Here is a 19,959-nt window from a genome sequence, read left to right as displayed (position 1 = left end):
CTGAAATCCGTATTTTTCCAGGGCGCCAAATCATTAGGGTCGAACCATAGAAACCTGCCGAGGAATCCAATGCATTCCCGGCAATGACAACCAAGACCCCCGGGAGAATAAAATGGATCGCTTTCTTATCATCTCGTCTGACGGACATGCCGGCCTGCCGCCTGAGCGCTATCGGGACTATCTGGACTCCAAGTACCATGATGAGTTCGACAGGGCTGTCGAGCGCGAGACCGCCATGCGGGCCGAAAAGGAAAAGCATTTCCTGATCGACGACTTCAATAATAAGTGGCGCGCCAAGGTTGGTGATGGCCTGCAAGGCGCCTGGGACGGCAAGATCCGGAACCGCGTCCTCGACGGAGATGGCGTGGCTGCAGAAGTCCTCTATCCAGATGGGATCACGGAACGCAATGCGCCGCCTTTCGGCGCCGATATCGGCCTGCTGCCGAACAAGCAGAATGCCGAGCTGCAATGGGCCGGCGCGCGCGCCCACAATCGTTGGCTTTCGGAATTCTGCCAGGAGGATCCGCACCGCCGGATCGGACTCGCCATTGTTCCAGCTCTCTACGATATCGAAGAGACCAAGAAAGAAATCATCTGGGCAAAAGATAATGGCCTGAAGGGCGTCTTTTTCCCGACGATCACCGACGGTTTCGACATGTATAACCACACCAAATACCATGAAGTGTGGGCCATGCTGCAGGACCTGAAAATGCCGCTGCACTTTCACTCCGGCGCGTCGCCAGCCTATGACATCACCCAGCCAGGCTGGATCGGAACGTATCTCTGCGAGTACCCATTCTGGCTGACCCGTCCGCTCTGGAGCATGATCTTTGGCGCGGTCTTCGAAAAGTTCCCGGACCTGAAAGTTTCTTTCACGGAAGCGGGCGGCGAATTCTGGTATCCTTGGATACTGGAACTGATGGATGTGCGCGCCTCAGTTAAGCACACCAGCGGCAAGCTCGGCGATTTCACAACCAGCATGACCTTGAAACCAAGCGAGTATTTCGCCCGCAATGTCTGGATTGGCTGCTCAGCCCTTCCGGACGAAGAAACCACGAAATCCTATTACGACATCGGCATCAACCGTATTCTCTGGGGCACGGACTATCCGCACCCAGAGGGCACCTGGCCGAACACTCAGCAAAAAATGTCGGAAAGCCTTGGCGGACTACCCGAGGATGACATCCAGGCCATGCTCGGCACAAATGCGCTGGACATATACGATCTCGATACCAGTGCACTCTGGAACATTGCTGCGAAAATTGGGCCGCCCAAGACCAGCCTGCGCATGCAAGCTGCCGAATAGGCCGCTCTCGTTTGCAGTTGTTTATTGATGCTCGTCGATCTAGTGCTTCAGAATGAAGAAAGTCTCCAGCTGGCACGGGATCGACGAGTTTCTGGCAGTTGTCGCCCATGGCGGGTTCACAGCCGCCGGCGACAAACTAGGCGTTTCAAAGTCCTATCTAAGCAAGACCATACGTGAGCTGGAAGCTAGGCTCGGCGTTCAGCTCTTGGTCCGCACAACTCGCTCGCTCTCTTTGACAGGAGCGGGCGAGAGCTTTCACAGTGAATGCCTCGAAATGAAGGACTCGCTCGTCTCTCTGGAAAACCGGATGGGCCTGATTAGCCGCGAGCCTGTCGGTCGCCTGCGCGTTGCGCTCAGCGGCAATTTCGGATCCGACTACATGACGGCCTATCTCGCAGATTTTAGCGCGCAACATCCGGCCATCGATATCGAGTCTATCGCCTACCTTAATGAAAAGGATATCAGCCAGGACCAGTTCGACATCGTCATTCGCTATGGCGAGTTGAAAGACTCAAATCTTCGTGCACGGAAGTTTGGCTATCTGTCCTACGGCTTGTGCGCTTCGCCCGACTACATTGAAGAGCATGGCTGGCCGGAATCGGCCGACGACATCAAGCGCCACACCTGGCTCACAGACCTTTCGGGCGCGGTGAACTTCAACGAACAGCAGAACCTCAAAGTAACGCCTTTCTGGATGAGCAACAGCGCCGTCGCCTTACGAAGCGCAGTGCGCCGTGGCCTTGGCCTTGCCAGTCTTCCAATGGCCGTTGTCCGCAAGGACCTGATGGATGGCTCCATCCTCCTCCTCGAAGAAGAATGGTCCTATTACGACAAGGCCTGCTGGGTCGTATATTCTCCAGGCATCCTGTCGGCCGGCGCGAGGCTGTTCATTGACTATCTTGTGAGCCGTACCGGCCGCGTAAAGATCCGGCCATCCGCCCTGTCGGGATTGTCCCGCAACCGCTAGATTTCCAGCGAATCCATTCAGCCCTGCATCCGACTTGGACCCCGGACTCATTGTGCACGCTCATGCACAAAGAGTGCGCAACTCCCTATTTTCCTTGTACTGCATTGCGTGATATAAATTTTGCTACGCAAATGAGCAATATAAAACACTGGGAGGCTCGCATTGCATACTATTGAACGATTTCCCATGCCAATTCCATTTGGCTGGTTCGGTATTGGCTACTGTGATGAGCTGAATGCGGGCGACGTCAAATCGGTTCGGTATTTCGGGAGAGACCTCGTTCTCTTCAGGACCGAAGATGGCAAGGCGGGCCTGCTTGACGCTTATTGCCCTCACCTCGGCGCTCATCTCGGGGTTGGTGGCGAGATTGAAGGCGATGGTATTCGCTGCCCCTTCCATGCATGGAAGTTCGATACTGAGGGTAATTGCAAGGACATCCCCTACGCGACCCAGATGCCACCTCGCTGCAAGCGCGGTCCGGTTACCGATGCTTATCCGCTTCAGGAAAAGAATGGCGTGATCTGGGCCTGGCATCACCCCGACGGCATCGAGCCCGACTTCGACGTGATCGAATATCCAGAGTTCACCAACCCGGAATGGGCAGAACCGGTTCGACGCGAATGGCGATTTGCCAGCAATCCGCAGGAGATTGCCGAGAACGGCGTCGATTTTGCTCACTTCCTTTACGTTCACAAACTCGACGCGGTTCCGGAGGGCGAAACAACTTATGACGGCCCCCTTCGGACGAGCGAAGCACATGGCGAGCGCACGCTGACGCTACCGAACGGCGAAACGAAGACAATGAAGTCGTCTGTGCGCACAGTCCAGAATGGCGCGGGACAGAAGATGACGCGTTTCAGCGGCATCGCCGATCTTTCGCTGCAGGTTCTTGCCACTCCTGTAGAAGCTGATTTGGTCGAACTGCGCTTCCACTTCGCTCATCCGAAATTCGATCCGGACTCCTTTGAGGGCAAGATCGTCCAGATGCAGATCACCTCGATTTGCGGTCAGCAGGGCGTCGAGGGCGACCTGCCGATCTGGGACACGAAAATCCACAGGGCCCGACCACTATTGTGCGATGGCGATGGACCGATCCTGCAGTTCCGCCGGTACTTCTCGCAGTTCTACATCGGCTGGCCCAAAGGCAGCTTCGTCGCTAGCGCTGCGGAATAATTTTTCCCTCGCTTTCCGATCCCCTCAACCAACTCGCACGCCCGGACTCTCTTCTGCACGGGCTCATCTAAACCATTGGAGAAACAGCACATGGCAAGACTTCGTTATGTTCGCGGCGAAGCCGAGACGCGCAAGCCAGGCATGCTACGAAACACAGTTCGGGGCATTCGCGCCGTCTATGAAACCGATCCGGAAATCGCTCGCGAGCTTCTTCCCAAGCCCCTGGTCAATATCGAGCGTCCTGAGATCTTCATTCAAATGGTCCACGTGGCCATGCACATCACCGACGATCACACGATGGAAATCGGTGCGCTCACCATGGGCGTCAACTGCACCTATGAAGGCGTTCCGGGAGCCTATTGTTTCCACATGGCTATGGAAGGCGAAACCGTCGTCACATCGGGACGTGAGCGCTTCGGCGAGCCAAAGAAGATAGCTTCAACGACGTTCGAACGCGATGGAGATCATGTGCGCGCGACCTGTTCACGCCACGGCATCACATATTTCGAAATCGAAGGTGATATTGGCGACCCAGTCGATCAGCCACACCAGTTTGAGGAATACATATACTGCTACAAAGGCATGCCTTCGATCGAGCACGAAACCGGCTTTGACGGCGACGTCTTTCTTACGCGGCTCAACTGGAAACGAAACTACACCGACCGGCGCAGCATGGAGGGAAAGATCACGCTGACAGAGTCGCCGTACGATCCTCTTGTCGACATTCCGGTCCGACGCCTTTCTTCAATGCAGTATGTCGAGGGCGGCTCCCAGACAGGCGGCAGCATCCTGCGAACTGTTCCGGGTGAATGGATCCAGCCGCACTGGGTTGGCCGCTACGACGACCCGCAAAATGTCGGCAAACTGGTTGCTGCTGGCGAGAAAGTCTCGGGCTGATGGAGTTCTCGGGCAAGACAGCCGTCGTCACAGGCGGAGCCGGCGGCGTTGGAAAGTGCCTTTGCATCGAGCTGGTCAAGCTGGGCTGCAATGTCGCGGTCATCGACATCGATGAAAAGCGCATTGCCGCCACAGTGCAGGAACTGGAGCAGATGGGCGAAGGCCGCGTGATCGGGCTTCGCTGCGACCTTACCAAAGAAGCGATGGTCCTTGATGTCGCCGACAAGGTTTTTGAGACCTTCGGCAATGTGCATCTGCTGTTCAATAATGCCGGCGTTGGCTTGGGCGAGGCCCAGAAGAAGCTGTGGGATCTGCCCATCAGTGACTGGCGCTGGGGTATCGATGTGAACGTCATGGGCATCGTCCACGGCATCAAGGCCTTTGTTCCGCGCATGCTGGAAAAAGACGAAGAGGGATTTGTCATCAATTCCTCGTCTGCCAATGGAGGCCTGTACTCCCTGCCAAACACGCCGATTTATGCCGCGACAAAGGCAGCTGTGACCAGCATTTCCGAAGTCCTGTTTCAGCAGCTTCAGCGGGAAGGTGGGAAAATCCGGACAGCCATCCTCTTTCCAGGCCCCCACACGGTAAACACCGGCATTCTGGCTTCCAGCACCGTCCGTCCAGACGACTATGTCGAAGACGAAACCCAGCGGAAGGTCGCCTATGAATCCATGGACGATCTGATCAAGGCGACGGGCCTGCGTATCCAACTCACCGAGCCAGAGGACGTCGCACGCTTTGCACTCGACGGAATACGTAAAGGTGATTTCTGGATGATACCGGACAGTGAGCAGACCGACATGGCCGTCGGGTCGCGCACCCAAGTCATCCTGGACCGGGGCACACCCGGCTACGCGTTCTGAAAGTGATGTGCTCGACTGAATCCGGACGAGCATCACGCACCAAAGAGGTATGGGGCAGGCTATGCGGCAAATGCGTTCGCCACATAGCCTGCCTCGCACCATTCCTGCAGCGCCGGGAAACCGGCATGTGCGACAGAAAGGCCACACAGACTTTCGGATTCGTATAAATAAAGCCAATAAATTAGCAATTAGCGTCGATAGCCAGTTGCCTAAAACCGCTTAATGCGCATTATATTTAAATAATTACTACGCAAAGAATGCTTCCCGCTGAGGAGGCATCTTAGAAATTGTTCGGGGAGGAACAAGTGGATAAGAGAGTCATGTATACGGGAGCTCTGCTAGCGAGCTCCATTTTCCTGGCGCCATGGTCATTGGCACAGGATGTTGAACCGGCGGCGGACGAATCCGGAGCAAAGAAGCTCGACACGGTGATTGTCAACGCACGCCGCCGCGAGGAAAGCCTGCAGGACGTGCCGATTGCGATTACCGCAAAATCCCAGGAAGATCTCGACCTGTTTAATATCGAGTCTGTCGGCGACCTGCAGTTGTTCACACCGGGCTTGCAGGCCTTTGGTCCCTATCGTGACCAGCCAATCGTAACGCTTCGCGGTCAAGGCGGCTTCACGCCCGGCGGCATTCCAAGTGTGTTGATGTACATCAACGAAGTGCCGGCGGCGACAAGCTCGCAGGCTGGCAGTCCGGGCGGCATGCTCGGCGGCAACGATCTACTATTCGATCTTCAGAACGTGCAGGTCGTAAAGGGGCCGCAAGGTACCCTTTTTGGCCGAAACACAACTGGCGGCGCTGTCCTTGTGCAGAGCCGCCGTCCGCAGCCGGAATTTGGCGCGAGCGTTCAGGTTACAGGCGGCAACTACAACGACCGTGAAGTCGAAGCTGTTCTCAACGTACCGCTGGCAGAAGACAAGTTCATTGTCCGTTTCGCGCTCAGCACGCAGGAGCGAGACGGATTTACCTTTGCAGAATCAACACCATCTCATCCGGATGGTCTCTGGCTGGACGACGCCCAACATGTGGCTGGGCGCCTTTCGGTGTTGTTCAAGCCTACGGCGTCCATTGAAAACCTTCTGATCGTGGACTCGATCAGCAGCGACAAGAATGGCACCTCATCCATCCTGAAGGACATCAACGACAACCCATTGCATCCGGTGAACCAGTTCTTCCCGATCACGAAGGCCCTGCTTGCCGCTCAAGATGCTCGTGGGGAACGTCGTCTTGGCGCCCTTTCTGCGGACCTGAGGAGCGATCTCGACCGCTGGTCGATTACCGACATCCTGTCTATTGAGCTGACGGACAATCTCACCTTCAAGAACATTGCGAGCTATCAAGACGCAGAATACGCTCGCACGGTGGACGGGGACGGCACGATCCTGCCGATCTTCGATCCCGTCCAGTCGCAGGCGCGTCCTTTTATTACTCGTCAGTTCTCTGAAGAAGCCCAACTTCAGTGGTCGAACCTTCTCGATGGAAAGCTCGATTCAACCTTCGGCGTCTTCTACTTGGACTCACCCGAGAACGACCAATTCTCCGAGCACCGGAATGTTGTCTTCGGCCAGCCGCGGAACGTCGGTGTTGCAAATTCAGAGACGACAAAGGCCGTGTTTGCCCAGTCCGACTACGACCTCTCTTCACTGGTCGAAGGTCTGACCTTCACCGGCGGCGTCCGGTACACATGGGAAACCATTTCAAGGAGGACGCGTGACGTGAGCCTTACGGGGGCCTGCACCTCTCCCTTCTCGGATGCAAATTGTGTCTCGTCGCGCTCGGAAGACTTTGAGGCACCAACCTGGACCGTCGGCCTGAACTATCAGGTCAAACCCGGCACGATGGTCTACGTTGCATCACGCCGCGGTTTCCGCTCGGGCGGCTTCAATCTAGAAGGCGACACGCCTGCGGACGAAGTGACATTCGACGAGGAGCGCGTCACTGACATTGAGTTCGGTCTCAAATCCGACTGGAGCGTCAATTCGATCGCCGCGCGGACCAACATTGCAGCCTATCGCCAGTTCTATGACGACATCCAGCTGCCGCAATTCTCGACCTCGTCAATCACCGGAGCAACGCTCACCGTTATCCGGAATGCCGGCAAAGCGGAGATTACCGGCATCGAACTGGAAAACCGGTTTGCCTTCGGCGATCGACTGGAGCTGGGAACGCAACTTGCGTGGACCGATTATGAATACACCGAACTCGGCCCGAACGTAGTTCCGCCAGTCATTCCAACGGTGCCCGAATGGACCTACGGCTTCGACGGCGCTGTGCATCTCTTCGATCGTGAGGACTGGGGACGTCTGTCAGCGCGCGCAGCATACAGTGTGACGGGCGACCGCTACACCGCCTCGCTGATCGACGAGTTCGCGTTTCAGGATGAGTTTGGTGTCCTGACGCTGGGTGTCGATTGGCGTGATGTAGGCGGACATCCGGTCGATTTGTCTTTCTTTATGACGAATGCCACGGACGAACTCTACCAGGTCGGCAGCCTGCCGCTCAGCTCGACTGTTGGCGTTTCAACAATCGCCTATGGCGCACCTCGCATGTGGGGCATCCGGCTGGGCTACAGGTACGGTTCCGAACGCTGAAGCAGACGCTTTAGCGGCCATGTTTATCGGTGGGAGCGGATGGCCCGGCAAGGGTCCGGCCGTTCCCACCATACAATACTAAGGGGGCGAGCCACCAAAGGCTTCGCCCTTCTCAGTCTTAGGGAGTGGAAAATATGAACTTCGACAAATTCCGGCGCTTGATGGCAACAACCGCGCTTGCCTCGCTCACGGCCAGCGCCATCGCGGGCACGACATCCGCCCAGTCCAAAGAGCCTTACTCACCCTATGTGCGCGCTGACTACCCCGAACAGGTGTTTTGGGGCGACACCCATTTGCACACCAATTTTTCGCTGGACGCCGATCTCGGCGGGGCGCTTCGGGTTACCGCAGATCAGTCCTACGCCCACGCACGGGGCGAAGAGGTGACCACGTCCAGCCGGCAGTCCACCAAGCTCAGCCGACCGCTCGACTTTGTCGTCGTCGCCGACCATGCCGAATATATGGGCCTCTGGCGCCGGTTCCGCGCGAATGATCCCTTGCTGAACCAGTCCGAAGTCGCTCAAGGCTGGCAAAAGACACTTAACGAAAAGCCAGCCGAGCGGATGAACCTCACAACCTCGCTCCTTCATCAGATGATGTCCGGACAAGCGGAGTTTCGCGACCCCGAATTTGAAAACTCGGTCTGGCAGAAAGTCGTCGCCAATGCCGAGAAGTACAACGAGCCTGGCGTGTTCACCGCTTTTGCTGGCTATGAGTGGACCTCAATGCCCGGCGGCGACAACCTTCACCGCGTCGTCATCTTCAAGGACGACGCTGAGACAGTCTCGAAAACTATTCCCTTTTCCAGCTTCGACAGCCAGGACCCCGAAGACCTCTGGAAGTTTTTTGAAACCTATGAAGCTGAAACCGGCGGCGAAGTTCTAGCGATTCCGCACAATGGCAATGTCTCGAATGGGCTGATGTTCGCGCCACAGACGATGGACGGCGACGATCTCGACAAGGCCTATGCCGAGACCCGTGCACGTTGGGAACCACTCTTCGAGGTAACGCAGATCAAGGGCGATAGTGAGACCCACCCCCTGCTCTCACCCGAAGATCCATTTGCAGATTTCGAGACCTGGGATCTTGCCAATCTCGAATTAACCGCCGCCAAACAGGACTGGATGCTGCAATACGAGTATGCCCGCTCAGCTTTGCTTGCGGGGCTGGCCTATGACAAATCACTCGGCGCCAATCCCTTCAAGTTTGGCATGATCGGAAGCACCGACTCCCACACCGGAATGTCCGCCGTCGAAGAAAACAACTTCTGGGGCAAGTCTTTCTTCACCGAGCCTTCGCGCTTTCGGACGAAGGGAGAATTCTTCCGCCAGGATGATCTCGTGAAATACATCTGGGAGCTCAGCGCAGCAGGTTATGCTGGTATTTGGGCACAGGAAAATACGCGGGAATCCCTTTTCGACGCGATGATGCGACGCGAAACCTACGCGTCGACCGGACCACGCATGACGGTGCGGTTCTTCGGCGGCTGGGACTTCGATCCGGCCGATGCCGACCGGTCAAATCTGGCAGAAATTGGCTATACCCGCGGCGTTCCCATGGGAGGAGACCTGACAGCGAATCCGGAGGGCGGTGCGCCACGCTTCCTGATCCGCGCCGTGAAAGACCCGGAAGGCGCAAACCTGGACCGGGTCCAGGTCGTGAAAGGCTGGCTCGACGGCTCCGGAAGCACCCACGAAAAGATCTATGATGTCGCCCTGTCTGACGGACGGACAGCCGAGCCAGGCTCACCGGTCGCCCCTGTTGGGAACACAGTGGATCTGGAAACTGCAACCTATCTCAACTCGATTGGCGATCCGGAACTGAGCACCGTCTGGACGGACCCCGACTTCGATCCGGACCAGCGGGCGTTCTACTATCTTCGCGTCCTGGAGATCCCGACGCCGCGCTGGACAGCGTATGATGCGGCCTTCTACGGAATCGAGCTGCCCGAAGGCGTGCCGACGACACTTCAGGAGAGGGCGTACACATCGCCTATCTGGTACACGCCCTGATTAGACCGGCATGATCACTCTAGCAGACAAAGTCATCGTCGTGACTGGCGGCGCAGGCGCGATCGGTGCTGCCATCACGCGCAGCCTGATGCGGCTGGGCGCGCTGGTCATCTGGACCGACATCGATCCGGCTGCGGAAGCGGCTGCCAGCGATGAAATCATAAATGGCGCCGTCTTTCAGCGCCACGATGTCGGCAGTGCCGACGACTGGCAGACACTTGAGAAAGTGATCAACACACGCTTCGGAAGGCTCGACGGGCTGGTCAATAATGCTGGCATATACCGACAGGAGACTGCTGAGCAGGTCACCATCGACGGTTTGCGGGACGTCATGCGCATCAATTTCGAAGGGCCTTTGCTTGGCTGTCAGATGGCCCTACGGCTCATGCAGGACGAAGGGGCGATCGTGAATATCGCCTCGGTGGCAGGCCTCAAACCTGGCTCGCGAACAGTGTCCTACGGTGCCTCCAAGGCAGCCCTCCTGAACCTCACCCAATCTGTGGCTCGGCTCGCAATTGATCAGCAACGCCGCATCCGGTGCAACGCAATCTGTCCAGGCAGTGTCAGCAGCGCGATGAGCCAGAATGCGCTCAAGGGCGTTAAACCCGCCACCGTCGAGAAGATGTTCCACCGCACCAGCGTGCAGGGGCGCATGGCCACGCCTGAAGAGATCGCACAAACCGCAGTTTTCCTGCTCTCGCCGGGCGCCTCGTTCACGACAGGTACGAACGTCATCGTGGACGGCGGCCTAACGCTTTAACCGGCGCAGCAATAACAAAGAACAAGAAGGGGCCAATTCCATGGTCGACGAGCTCATTAAGACCGCCGTGTCCGGCACAATCCGGAAACGGCTAGAAGATGCCGACAAACGGTATTTTGCCAACGACAATATCGCCGCTTTCATTGAGCCCGGCGAAATCGAAGCCCTGCAGGCAGAAGTCGAGGCCGCAGTGGAGCAGCTCCTGCATGCCCTCGTGATCGATACGAGCCGCGACCACAATACCCGCGACACGGCGGCCCGGGTTGCCCGCATGTTTGTGACGGAAGTATTCGCCGGACGCTACCATTCTTCTCCCGACACGACGGAGTTTCCCAATGCGGAAGCTCTAAACGAGTTGATGATCGTGGGGCCAATCACGGTTCGTAGCGCGTGCAGTCATCACCTTTGTCCGATTATCGGCCGCGTATGGATCGGGGTGCTACCGAATGCCCGCTCAAATCTGATAGGTCTCTCGAAGTATTCTCGGCTGACAGACTGGATCATGTCGCGGCCCCAGATCCAGGAAGAAGCGATCGTTCAACTCGCCGACATGCTGGAAAGTATGATCACGCCTGACGGCATCGCAATCGTGATGGAAGCTGATCATTTCTGCATGCACTGGCGCGGCGTAAAAGATAACAATACACAGATGATCAACAGCGTCATGCGCGGACAGTTCTTGGAAAACGCGTCGCTGCGCCGCGAATTCCTCACCCTGATCCGCCTGAGAACAAGAGACTGACGCGCCGGCGGCACGCAGGGAGGCCGCCCCTAATCAAGCATCTGGGAGAGCTTCACCTTCTCGATCTTGCCGAGAGAGTTGCGCGGCAGCACCTTCAGAATGCGGACCAGTCGCGGAACCTTGTAGTTGGCGATTCGGTCACGAGACCAGTCAACCAGGGCCTGCTCATCAAGTCGGGCCCCATCTTCAAGCGTAACGAAAGCCGCGCCAACCTCGCCGAGACGGTCGTCAGGCATGCCAATGACAGCAACCTCGGAAACGGCCGGATGCTGACGAATTTGATGTTCGATCTCCGCTGGATAACAATTAAATCCACCGCAGATGAACATCTCTTTCTTGCGGCCCGTAATCGTCAGATAACCGAGTGCATCGAGACGGCCAAGATCGCCTGTCTTCATCCAGCCATTTCGATGGTAACTCGCTTCCGTCGCGGCCGGATCGTCGAGGTAATGTTTGAAGTTATACTCGCTGCGCAGCAAGATTTCGCCCGTCTCTCCGGTCTCGACAGGGATACCCCTGCCATCGGCAATCATGAGCTCGACACCATTGACGGCTTTGCCACACGTCTTGCTTATGCGTTCAATTGGATCGGCGCGGCCCGTAATCGTCGCGACGCCGCAGCATTCGGTTAGGCCATAGGCCGTCATGACCTGTTCGATCCCCAACTCGTCCTTCATTCGCCGGACAAGCTCTTCTGGAACCACAGAAGCGCCCGTCACGGCCGCACGCAGGGAAGAAATGTCGTAGGCGTCCCGGTCCTTGAAGCGCAGAAGGTCCTCAAAAATCGTCGGCGGTCCAGGAAGAATTGTTACGCGATGCTCCTGGATGAGGCGGCAAGCGTCTTCAGGCGTGAACGTCGACATCGGGATGATCCGCGTGCGGAACCATAAGGCTGCGAGCCAGCCTGCCTTGTAACCAAATGTGTGAAAGAACGGATTCACGATGAGATATGTATCGTCCGACGTCAAACCGACCGCTTCGGCCCAGGCTCGCGAATTCTGGGTCGTCTGGGCGTGCGTGGTCGCCACGCCTTTGGGAAGGCCTGTCGTACCCGATGTGAAGATCAGGTCCGATATGTCATCAGGACTTGCAATGAAGGGATCGGAGGCCGCCGGGCCCGTATCCTTTTGAGACGAAAGCAGTGCAGGCCATGAACCCTCATTATTGCCATCAATGCTGATGATCTGCGTCTCTTGCATGCTGGGCTCTGCCCTTAGCGCAGCGACATTATCCCGGCCGAGAAAACGCTCGGTTGTCAGTACCAGCTGCGCCGAAGTCCGCCCGACGATCTCCGCCGCTTCAGCAGGCTTAAGCCGTGTATTCAGCGGAACCAGAATGCTGCCATTCAGATGGATGGAAAGTGCCGCAATGATCCAGTCTGAGGAATTCGGCGCCCAAAGCGCCACCCGATCCCCTGCTGATACGTTCAGCGACCTTAGGCATGCAGCGCCTTTGCTCGCCGTCGCAAGCAGCGCCGAATAGCTGATCGACTGATCGCCGTCGATGATGGCTATGCCCTCAGGGTCTGCTGATACAGCTTTCGCCAGGACCTCTGGTACAGTCTGGATCAGCATGCTGATTGCCCTTGCATGAACGTGTTGCCCGGGCCGACAGGCATGGCCCTCTTGAGGACTGCCCCGTCGACAACTTTCTGGTGATAGTTTCTGTCGCCCCAGATACCCGCGAGCGCCCACACTCGCTTCATGTAGAAATGGAGGTCGACTTCAAACGTATAGCCCATACCGCCAAATACCTGGATCGCGTTCTCAGCCGCCAACATGGCCGCATCCGTTGCCGCGATCTTTGCATGCGCGACGGCATTGTCTCGCGCCTGTCCCGCCGTGTTCAGCAAAGTACCGGCGCGATAGACTGCCGGTCGGGCGAACTCGAGCCGGACCTGCGCATTCGCCATCAGGTGCTTGACCGCCTGGAACGAACCGATCGGCTGACCAAACTGCTCACGGACTTTTGAGTATTCAGTGGCCAGTTCAATCATCCGCGCCGCAAGACCACACAATTCAGCCGCCGCAGCACAGGCTCCCCGTGCCGCAATGTTGGCCGCCAGCTGGCTACCAAGTTCGCCCTTGGCGATGATCTTACCAAACGGCACGGTCACGCTACAGAGACGTCGCCCCGGATCGATGCTCTGCTGAGGCGTCAATTTGATGTATTCGCCCGCAGAGACGATCACCTTACCGGGCAGAAAGGCAAGCGCGAAGTCGGCATCTTCGGCAAAGTTGGGATAGGGATTAAGGGGGTGAGCGATGATCCCGCGTCTCGCCCCTGATACCAGATCCTCGATCATGGCTTCTGTTGGGCAGCCAAGCGCACGAAGCGCCGGGATCAGAACCGCAGCTGTCTCGGAGAAAGGTTCTGGCAGGCACGCCCTACCCACTTCTTCACAGAAGAGGAGAACATCCTCTGAAGGCAGATCAAGCCCACCAGCCGCCTCAGGCGCAAGCAGCCCCAGAAGCCCCATTTCCGCAAGCTTGGGCCACAATCTCAGCCTGTCGCCTCCCGAAGCGACGTCCCTGAGGCGAGCCGCATCATTCTCAGCATCAAGGAATGACCGCGCGCCATCGCGCAAATCGAGTGTGTCCTGAGCGAACGCAAAGTTCATGGGAGTCTCCTAACCCCTTGGCATGCCGAGCAGTCGCTCAGCAATAATGTTTCGCTGGATTTCGTTGGTGCCAGCATAGATCGGCCCGGCGAGCGAGAACATGTATCCGTCGAGCCAGCGCCCCTCATCCAGCGCCCGCCCGCTCTCTCCCGTCAGCTCGGCCGAGTCGCCGCACAGCAGCATGCCGAGACGATGCATCTCGCGATCAAGTTCGGACCAGAAAATCTTGTTGCAGCTGGCCTCGGCCCCAATTGAGCCGCCCGCCATGATCTTGCTAGCGGTCTGATAGGTCGAAAGACAGTAAGCTTCAGCGTCCAGCCATGCCTGCAGGACCCTGTCGCGGACCCCGGGTGACGCGCGATCGCCACGCTGCCGGTACAATTCCAGCAAACGCGCGGCCGTTCTCTGAAACCGCGCCGGCGACCGCAGCATCAACCCCCGCTCGAAGCCGGCCGTCGCCATCGCCACCCCCCAACCGCCATTCTCCGGGCCAAGTAGATTCGAGACAGGTACCCGCACCTCATCGAAGAACAGTTCGGCGAAACCTGGATTTCCGTCCAGCTGCGCAATCGGTCGGATTGTCAGTCCGGAAGAATCCAGCGGCAGGAGGATCATCGACAGCCCCTTGTGCCGACGGCTATCGGGGTCCGTCCGCACCAGGGTGAAGCACCAGTCTGCAAATACGGCGCGTGACGACCAGATCTTCTGGCCGGAAATTACGTATTCATCGCCGTCGCGGACGGCTTTCGTGCGGATGGCCGCCATATCCGATCCCGCATTCGGCTCTGACCAGGCCTGCGCCCATATCTCGTCGCCTGCCGCCATGGCCGGTAGAAAGCGCGCCTTCTGCTCGGGCGTGCCATACTCCATGAGTGTTGGCCCCAGCAGGAAAATACCATTCTGGCTCACGCGCAAAGGCGCATCGACACGATAATACTCCTCTTCGAAGATCAGCCATTCGATGAGATCGCAGCCGCGCCCGCCATAGGCTTTCGGCCAGGTGACCATGCCCCAGTCACCGGATTGGAGAACCCTCTCCCACTCGCGATGCTGCTCGAATCCCTCCCGACATTCCAGCGTCTTCAGACGTTGCCGGGGGACGTTCGCCTCCATCCACTTTCGCACGTCTTCGCGAAACACTTTCTGTTGATTTGTATAGTTGAGATCGAGGGGCATCAGCAGGCATCCTTGTCGTTCAGCAGGCCACGGCCAGCAGCCTTGCCCTTCGAAAAGGACAGCGGTGTCTTGAATTTAGTAAAGCAGAGACGCCCTCGAACACGCCATCCGGACGACCCACGGTCTTACCGAAAATAACACTCACGTTGCGTTCCACTCCGTATATGCCGGTTGCTGACTTCGCCGCCCCGTTGCCGTTCAGAGACCACGCCGACGCTCCGCCTGACACCCCCAAATGGGGGGTGTGGGCCTCCGGGGCGCGCAGGCATTGTTTCCGTAGAAATCACAATAGAGTGGGGAAGTGGCGGGAACTAACTCAGCGTCAGCCGAATATGGCAACGCTTTTGAGAATGAGGCGGACAAGTTCGGCTTGCCTGTGCACGCCCAGCTTGGAATAGACTGTCTTTGAGTACTTCCGGACCGTGTTCTCCGTAACGCCCAGATGGCCTGCCGCGTCAGTCAGCGACATTCCACTCGCCAGTAAGGCAGCTAGCCTGGCTTCGGTCGGTGTGAGCCCAAAGAGCTTTTCCAGCAGGTTGTCATGGATGCTCATTCGGTCGTCATGATCCGAGATATAGACGATGACAGCGGGCATGCGCGTTCCAACAAAGCGGTCGTGCCGGCCAACATTGCGTACCAACATTTCAAATCGCTCTCCTGCTGGCGATTCAAGTCTCAGCGTCTCGACAAACTGATGGTCCGGCTCGAACTCGCGCGCCGCCAGCCCACGTTCCAGAGCATTCTTGAATTTACTGTTCAGTGCAGAATTGTTGATGTGCAGGGTGTCATCGAGCACACGCACGAGCGAGTTGCGTGCCGCGATGGATCGCGCTGTGCGATTTGCGTCAAGCAGCTTTCCACTGCCGTCCAGGACAAAGACACCGATCACGAGCCTGTCGAGCGAAGCATGGAACTCGTTGAGTTCGAATCTCGAGCGCTTGAGCTCCGCGAACAAGGACAGGGCTGTCTCGAGATGCGTATGGAGCGCCCGCAACAGCTGACGGTCTGTTTCGTCATAGTCCGGCATATCGGGCTTGTTCATGAGCCGGATAAGACAACGCCAGCCCCGCGGCTCACCAAAGCACATGCCGATATAATGCTGGACGCCGCCCGGCTTCATCAGACGCTGGAAAAATGCATTCTGCTCAAGCTCTTCAGGCGAGATCAGTTCGTGGAGACTTGTCACTTTACCTGGTGTATTGAGAGTCGCGCTGATTGGGTCCTGGTCGACGAGCAGGGCATATTCCCGCGCCATGTGTCGCGCATCCTGCTTGCCGATTTCATACCGACGGTCGAGGATGACGATAGGCGAGACGCCATTGCCGCCACGCCGCAAGGATAGAGACGCCACTTCCGAATTTGTGCGTTCCCGCAGTAGCTTCAGAAAGGTCTGCCAAGGCCGGTTTTCCGAGATTCCTGTATAGATCGACGTGACAAGATCATCGACCGAAGCAAGAGGGCTCGTTACAGGCATAGCCGAACCTAGGTCACCCTGCCCCAGCGGTGATCATATTTTATCATGTTCGTGACGATACTTGTGTGTACACGCCGCACGCCTTCCAGTGGCATGACCCTGTCACTGACAAAACGGTTTAACCCCTCGACAGAACTCACCACGACCACCGCGAAAATATCAAAGCGACCGAGCGTGCGGGCAACAAAGCGAGCTTCATGAAACGCGCAGAGCGAGGTCGCAACGGCCGTCGTATTTGCCAGATCGACACGCAAGCCGACATAGCAGAGGGTTGCCGTGTCCTGATTCTCTTCCCTGCTGAGCGCAGAAAAGCGTATCGACCGCTCATCGACCATCCGCTTGATCCGTGAACGGATGGTTCCTTCCGCCACGCCCATCTTCTGTGCGATTTCACGGTTCGACGTCCGCGCATTCTCAGAAAGAAATTCCAGGATTTCCCGGTCCGTATCGTCGAGCAGGTTCTTGTTCTTCATGTGTCAACGACCGTTTCAGACTCATATTTGAAAACTTCGAGCGCCAGGGCGGCTGACAATTTTCCAATTCCCTTGATCCTGCCGATTTCTTCTTCGAGAAACCGCGACACGTCAGCGAAGTCCCGCGCGCCAACGAGGATTTCGATGTCAGTGGCGCCAGAGATCAGATTGACCGCAAGAATCTGCTCATATTGGCTGAGCTCGAGGGCTACATCTTCTGCTGTTCGCCGCTCAACATCCACACCGACAGCCAATAGCGTGTCATATCCAGCCGCAGAAAAATCAGTCACGGCGACCACTTTGAGCATGCCGCTATCTTCCAGCTCCTTGATACGAGACCGGACAGTTACAGCCGAAGACCCTACCGCATTCGCCACTGACTGCGCCGACTGACGCCCATCTTTCTTCAATTCAGCAATGATCCGGCTATCAAGTGCGTCCATTGCGTCCCTCCGCGCTTTTTCTCACTTTGAACCTTCCGGCATCCATTTGGGGGGTGATTGGCTCATTATAGCCTCCGCCCTGGCGCGAAACCTGTCCAAGACGTAGTCCTGTGGAAAAATCCAGAAGCGTTTCTCTTTTAGGCATTCAAAAACGCATTTGGATATATCATCTGGCGTTATACCTTTTGTTTGCACAATTTCCGAGAGATTTTTTACTCTTTTCTCTTCGCGCGCAAGATGCCTGTAGCGGTCGGTGCTGAGGAATTGTGTGCGAACGGCACCCGGACAAATGACAGAAACGCTGACTTGCGGTGAGATCTCACGAAGTTCCTGATAAAGCGTCTCGCAGATTGCCACGACGCCCTGCTTTGTCGCGTTGTATGCGCCAGATCCCGGCGCATTGACGAGACCGGCCACCGAGGCTGTAGCGACAAAGTGCGAATGGCTCTTCTGCGCCGTCAGAATCGGAACGAATGACCGGACGACATTCGCGCAGCCTATTAAATTGACATTGACAATAAGGGCCCAGACGTCCGCCGTCGTTTCCGCCAACTGGCCCATTTGCATGACGCCAGCATTTGCAAATACGGCGCCGACTGGTCGTCCCGCATTAGCGGCGCGATCCGCAAGAGACTCTACCTGGCTTGGTGAGCTGACGTCACACAGGCAGTAATCAGCACCAGTTTCTGCAGCAACCGCCTTCAGTCCTTGCTCATCAATATCGGTGAGTAGGAGGTGGTATCCTTCTGCGGACGCCTTTCGGGCTAGCGAAGCGCCGATACCGCTCGCCGCACCGGTAATGACGCATGTCGAGGAGGATGGATTGAGCTCAACCATCGAGCGCCCTCGGATCGAAATAGGCGCTCATCGACAGGATACGATTTTGATCATCGTAGGACATGACGCTGAGGAGTTCGATTGAGAGCGGCTTGCCATTGTATTCTAGATCAATCTGCATCGGCGTCGCCGAAAAGCTGCCAATGACAATGGGGTCGGCATTGATCCTGACCTTAGGTCTGCCCTTCAACGATTGTTCGTAAAAGGCCCGAATGTCGGCCTTGCCCTTGATTTGTGGCGATCCCGCAGGATCCTCCAAAATCGCACCGTCAGCAAAAAGCGCGCAGATCGCCTCAAGGTCTGCCTCACGGATGGCCTTGCAGTAGGTGCCGATAACTGAGCGGATCTTGTGAGTCCTGCTCTTTATGTCGAGGCCTGCCGTCATGCGAAATAACGGCTGATCGTTTCAACGACGCAGGCTGGCTTTTTCTCACCTTCGATCTCAATCGTTATGCGGACCCGCGACTGAATTCCGCCGCCTTTTTCTTCAACGGAGACAATCTCACCGACACCCCGGATCCGGCTTCCAACCTTCACAACATTGAGGAAGCGAACCCCGTCACAGCCAACATTCACCGCATGTTTGAAGCCTTGAACCTCGATTAGCTCCGGCAGGAACCGGTTGGCTAATGACAGAGTCAGAAAGCCATGCGCGATCGTTGCGCCGAACGGCCCATTCGCAGCCTCGTCCACATCAACATGAATCCACTGATGGTCATCAGTACAGTCGGCAAAGCCGTCAATCCGGGCCTGATCAATGGTGAGCCAGTCGGTCGGCCCCAGCTTTTGACCTTCAGAGCCGACGAGGGCGGAAGGCGTTTGGAAGACCATCGGCATGCCTCAAGCCCTCTGGCTGGAAACGGACACGATCTCGCCCGTCATGTAAGTGGAATAGTCGCTGGCGAGGAACGCGATCACGGTCGCAATTTCCCAGACATCGGCAGCCCGGCCATACGCCTCTTTCGCCTCGAGTTCGGCCAGCAGCTCTGGTGAGGTCACCTTGTGCAGGAATGGGTGCATCGCCAGGCTCGGCGCAACAGCATTCACCCGCACACCCAGCTCCGCTCCCTCGACGCCCGCGCAACGCGTCAGCGCCATGACGCCAGCCTTGGCCGCCGCATAGTGAGCCTGCCCTTTCTGGGCGCGCCAGCCCAGCACCGAAGCATTGTTCACGATCACGCCGCCGCCATGACCGCGCATGTGCTGCATGCCGGCCCGTGTCATGCGGAAACAGGAATTGAGCGTCACATCCAGCACGACCATCCACTGCTCGTCGGTCATGTCGACAAGGTCGGCTGTACCGCCCAGGCCAGCATTATTGACGACTACGTCGATCGCGCCGAGCTCGGCTTCGGCGGCCTTGAACAAGGCATCGACCTCTTCCTGTTTCGTAACATTACAGATCGCCGTGGCGGGCCGGATACCGGTTTCCGCTTCCAGAGCGTCAGCAGCCTTCGCCAGCCGGCCCTCATGGATGTCGGAAATGAACACCGTCGCGCCTTCACGCGCAAAGCGGCTCGCGGTTGAAAACCCGATGCCCGTACCAGCCGCGGCGGTGATGAGTGCGGTCTTGCCAGCCAGCAGGTTTCGCGGTTCGGGCGGTTTCGGCATGGTCT

Annotated in this window: 19 protein-coding genes; 9 read left to right on the top strand and 10 right to left on the bottom strand. The window is 57.3% G+C overall.

Annotation, left to right across the window (positions count from 1 at the left end):
• The first annotated feature begins 112 nt into the window (after positions 1-112).
• The 9 genes from B8783_RS17350 (at position 113) to folE (ending at position 11,320) form a co-directional block, all read left to right on the top strand.
• Complete coding sequence (locus B8783_RS17350) at positions 113-1,306, top strand: amidohydrolase family protein (protein ID WP_084421544.1); 1,194 nt, start codon at positions 113-115, stop codon at positions 1,304-1,306.
• A gap of 52 nt (positions 1,307-1,358) precedes the next feature.
• Positions 1,359-2,273, top strand: coding sequence for a LysR family transcriptional regulator (locus tag B8783_RS17345; RefSeq protein ID WP_084421542.1), 915 nt, complete (start codon positions 1,359-1,361; stop codon positions 2,271-2,273).
• A gap of 162 nt (positions 2,274-2,435) precedes the next feature.
• On the top strand, positions 2,436-3,446 hold the full coding sequence (locus B8783_RS17340) for a Rieske 2Fe-2S domain-containing protein (RefSeq protein ID WP_084421540.1): 1,011 nt from the start codon (positions 2,436-2,438) through the stop codon (positions 3,444-3,446).
• 90 nt (positions 3,447-3,536) lie between these two features.
• On the top strand, positions 3,537-4,343 hold the full coding sequence (locus tag B8783_RS17335; protein WP_084421538.1) for an acetoacetate decarboxylase family protein: 807 nt from the start codon (positions 3,537-3,539) through the stop codon (positions 4,341-4,343).
• Positions 4,343-5,209: an SDR family NAD(P)-dependent oxidoreductase gene (locus B8783_RS17330; RefSeq protein ID WP_233355852.1), complete on the top strand. Its 867-nt coding sequence runs from the start codon at positions 4,343-4,345 to the stop codon at positions 5,207-5,209. Before B8783_RS17335 ends, B8783_RS17330 begins: the two co-directional genes overlap by 1 nt.
• Before the next feature lie 320 nt (positions 5,210-5,529).
• The gene (locus B8783_RS17325) at positions 5,530-7,806 is read left to right on the top strand and encodes a TonB-dependent receptor (RefSeq protein ID WP_084421536.1); all 2,277 of its coding nucleotides are present in this window, start codon (positions 5,530-5,532) and stop codon (positions 7,804-7,806) included.
• A gap of 134 nt (positions 7,807-7,940) precedes the next feature.
• Positions 7,941-9,818: a DUF3604 domain-containing protein gene (locus B8783_RS17320; protein WP_084421534.1), complete on the top strand. Its 1,878-nt coding sequence runs from the start codon at positions 7,941-7,943 to the stop codon at positions 9,816-9,818.
• 10 nt (positions 9,819-9,828) lie between these two features.
• Complete coding sequence (locus B8783_RS17315) at positions 9,829-10,578, top strand: SDR family NAD(P)-dependent oxidoreductase (RefSeq protein WP_084421532.1); 750 nt, start codon at positions 9,829-9,831, stop codon at positions 10,576-10,578.
• 40 nt (positions 10,579-10,618) lie between these two features.
• Entirely contained in the window at positions 10,619-11,320 is a 702-nt protein-coding gene (gene folE / locus B8783_RS17310; protein WP_084421530.1) for a GTP cyclohydrolase I, read from the top strand.
• Between the two features lie 29 nt (positions 11,321-11,349).
• Here folE and B8783_RS17305 read toward each other — a convergent pair whose 3' ends face one another.
• From B8783_RS17305 to B8783_RS17260, 10 genes are all read right to left on the bottom strand, one after another.
• On the bottom strand, positions 11,350-12,894 hold the full coding sequence (locus B8783_RS17305; protein ID WP_084421529.1) for an AMP-binding protein: 1,545 nt from the start codon (positions 12,892-12,894) through the stop codon (positions 11,350-11,352).
• Positions 12,888-13,940: an acyl-CoA dehydrogenase family protein gene (locus B8783_RS17300; RefSeq protein WP_084421527.1), complete on the bottom strand. Its 1,053-nt coding sequence runs from the start codon at positions 13,938-13,940 to the stop codon at positions 12,888-12,890. The genes B8783_RS17305 and B8783_RS17300 overlap by 7 nt, the downstream gene beginning before the upstream one ends.
• Before the next feature lie 9 nt (positions 13,941-13,949).
• Positions 13,950-15,116 (bottom strand): acyl-CoA dehydrogenase, encoded by a 1,167-nt coding sequence (locus B8783_RS17295; protein ID WP_084421525.1) that lies wholly within the window; start codon positions 15,114-15,116, stop codon positions 13,950-13,952.
• A 322-nt stretch (positions 15,117-15,438) separates the two neighbouring features.
• Positions 15,439-16,590, bottom strand: coding sequence for a helix-turn-helix transcriptional regulator (locus B8783_RS17290; protein ID WP_084421523.1), 1,152 nt, complete (start codon positions 16,588-16,590; stop codon positions 15,439-15,441).
• Between the two features lie 8 nt (positions 16,591-16,598).
• Positions 16,599-17,063 (bottom strand): Lrp/AsnC family transcriptional regulator, encoded by a 465-nt coding sequence (locus B8783_RS17285; protein WP_084421521.1) that lies wholly within the window; start codon positions 17,061-17,063, stop codon positions 16,599-16,601.
• Positions 17,060-17,506 (bottom strand): Lrp/AsnC family transcriptional regulator, encoded by a 447-nt coding sequence (locus tag B8783_RS17280; protein WP_084421519.1) that lies wholly within the window; start codon positions 17,504-17,506, stop codon positions 17,060-17,062. The genes B8783_RS17285 and B8783_RS17280 overlap by 4 nt, the downstream gene beginning before the upstream one ends.
• A gap of 21 nt (positions 17,507-17,527) precedes the next feature.
• Positions 17,528-18,343 carry an SDR family oxidoreductase gene (locus B8783_RS17275; RefSeq protein ID WP_084421517.1) on the bottom strand — a complete coding sequence of 272 codons (816 nt, stop codon included), beginning with the start codon at positions 18,341-18,343 and terminating at the stop codon, positions 17,528-17,530.
• Positions 18,336-18,728 carry a nuclear transport factor 2 family protein gene (locus B8783_RS17270; RefSeq protein WP_084421515.1) on the bottom strand — a complete coding sequence of 131 codons (393 nt, stop codon included), beginning with the start codon at positions 18,726-18,728 and terminating at the stop codon, positions 18,336-18,338. The genes B8783_RS17275 and B8783_RS17270 overlap by 8 nt, the downstream gene beginning before the upstream one ends.
• Positions 18,725-19,180, bottom strand: a complete 456-nt coding sequence (locus tag B8783_RS17265; RefSeq protein WP_084421513.1) for a MaoC family dehydratase — start codon at positions 19,178-19,180, stop codon at positions 18,725-18,727. Before B8783_RS17265 ends, B8783_RS17270 begins: the two co-directional genes overlap by 4 nt.
• Positions 19,181-19,183: 3 nt before the next feature.
• On the bottom strand, positions 19,184-19,954 hold the full coding sequence (locus B8783_RS17260) for an SDR family oxidoreductase (RefSeq protein ID WP_084421511.1): 771 nt from the start codon (positions 19,952-19,954) through the stop codon (positions 19,184-19,186).
• Positions 19,955-19,959 lie beyond the last annotated feature (5 nt).

It is taken from the genome of Henriciella litoralis (assembly GCF_002088935.1).
GTDB lineage: Bacteria > Pseudomonadota > Alphaproteobacteria > Caulobacterales > Hyphomonadaceae > Henriciella > Henriciella litoralis.
The sequence above is the reverse complement of the archived record's forward strand: the minus strand, read 5'-3'. Positions and strand labels throughout refer to the sequence as shown.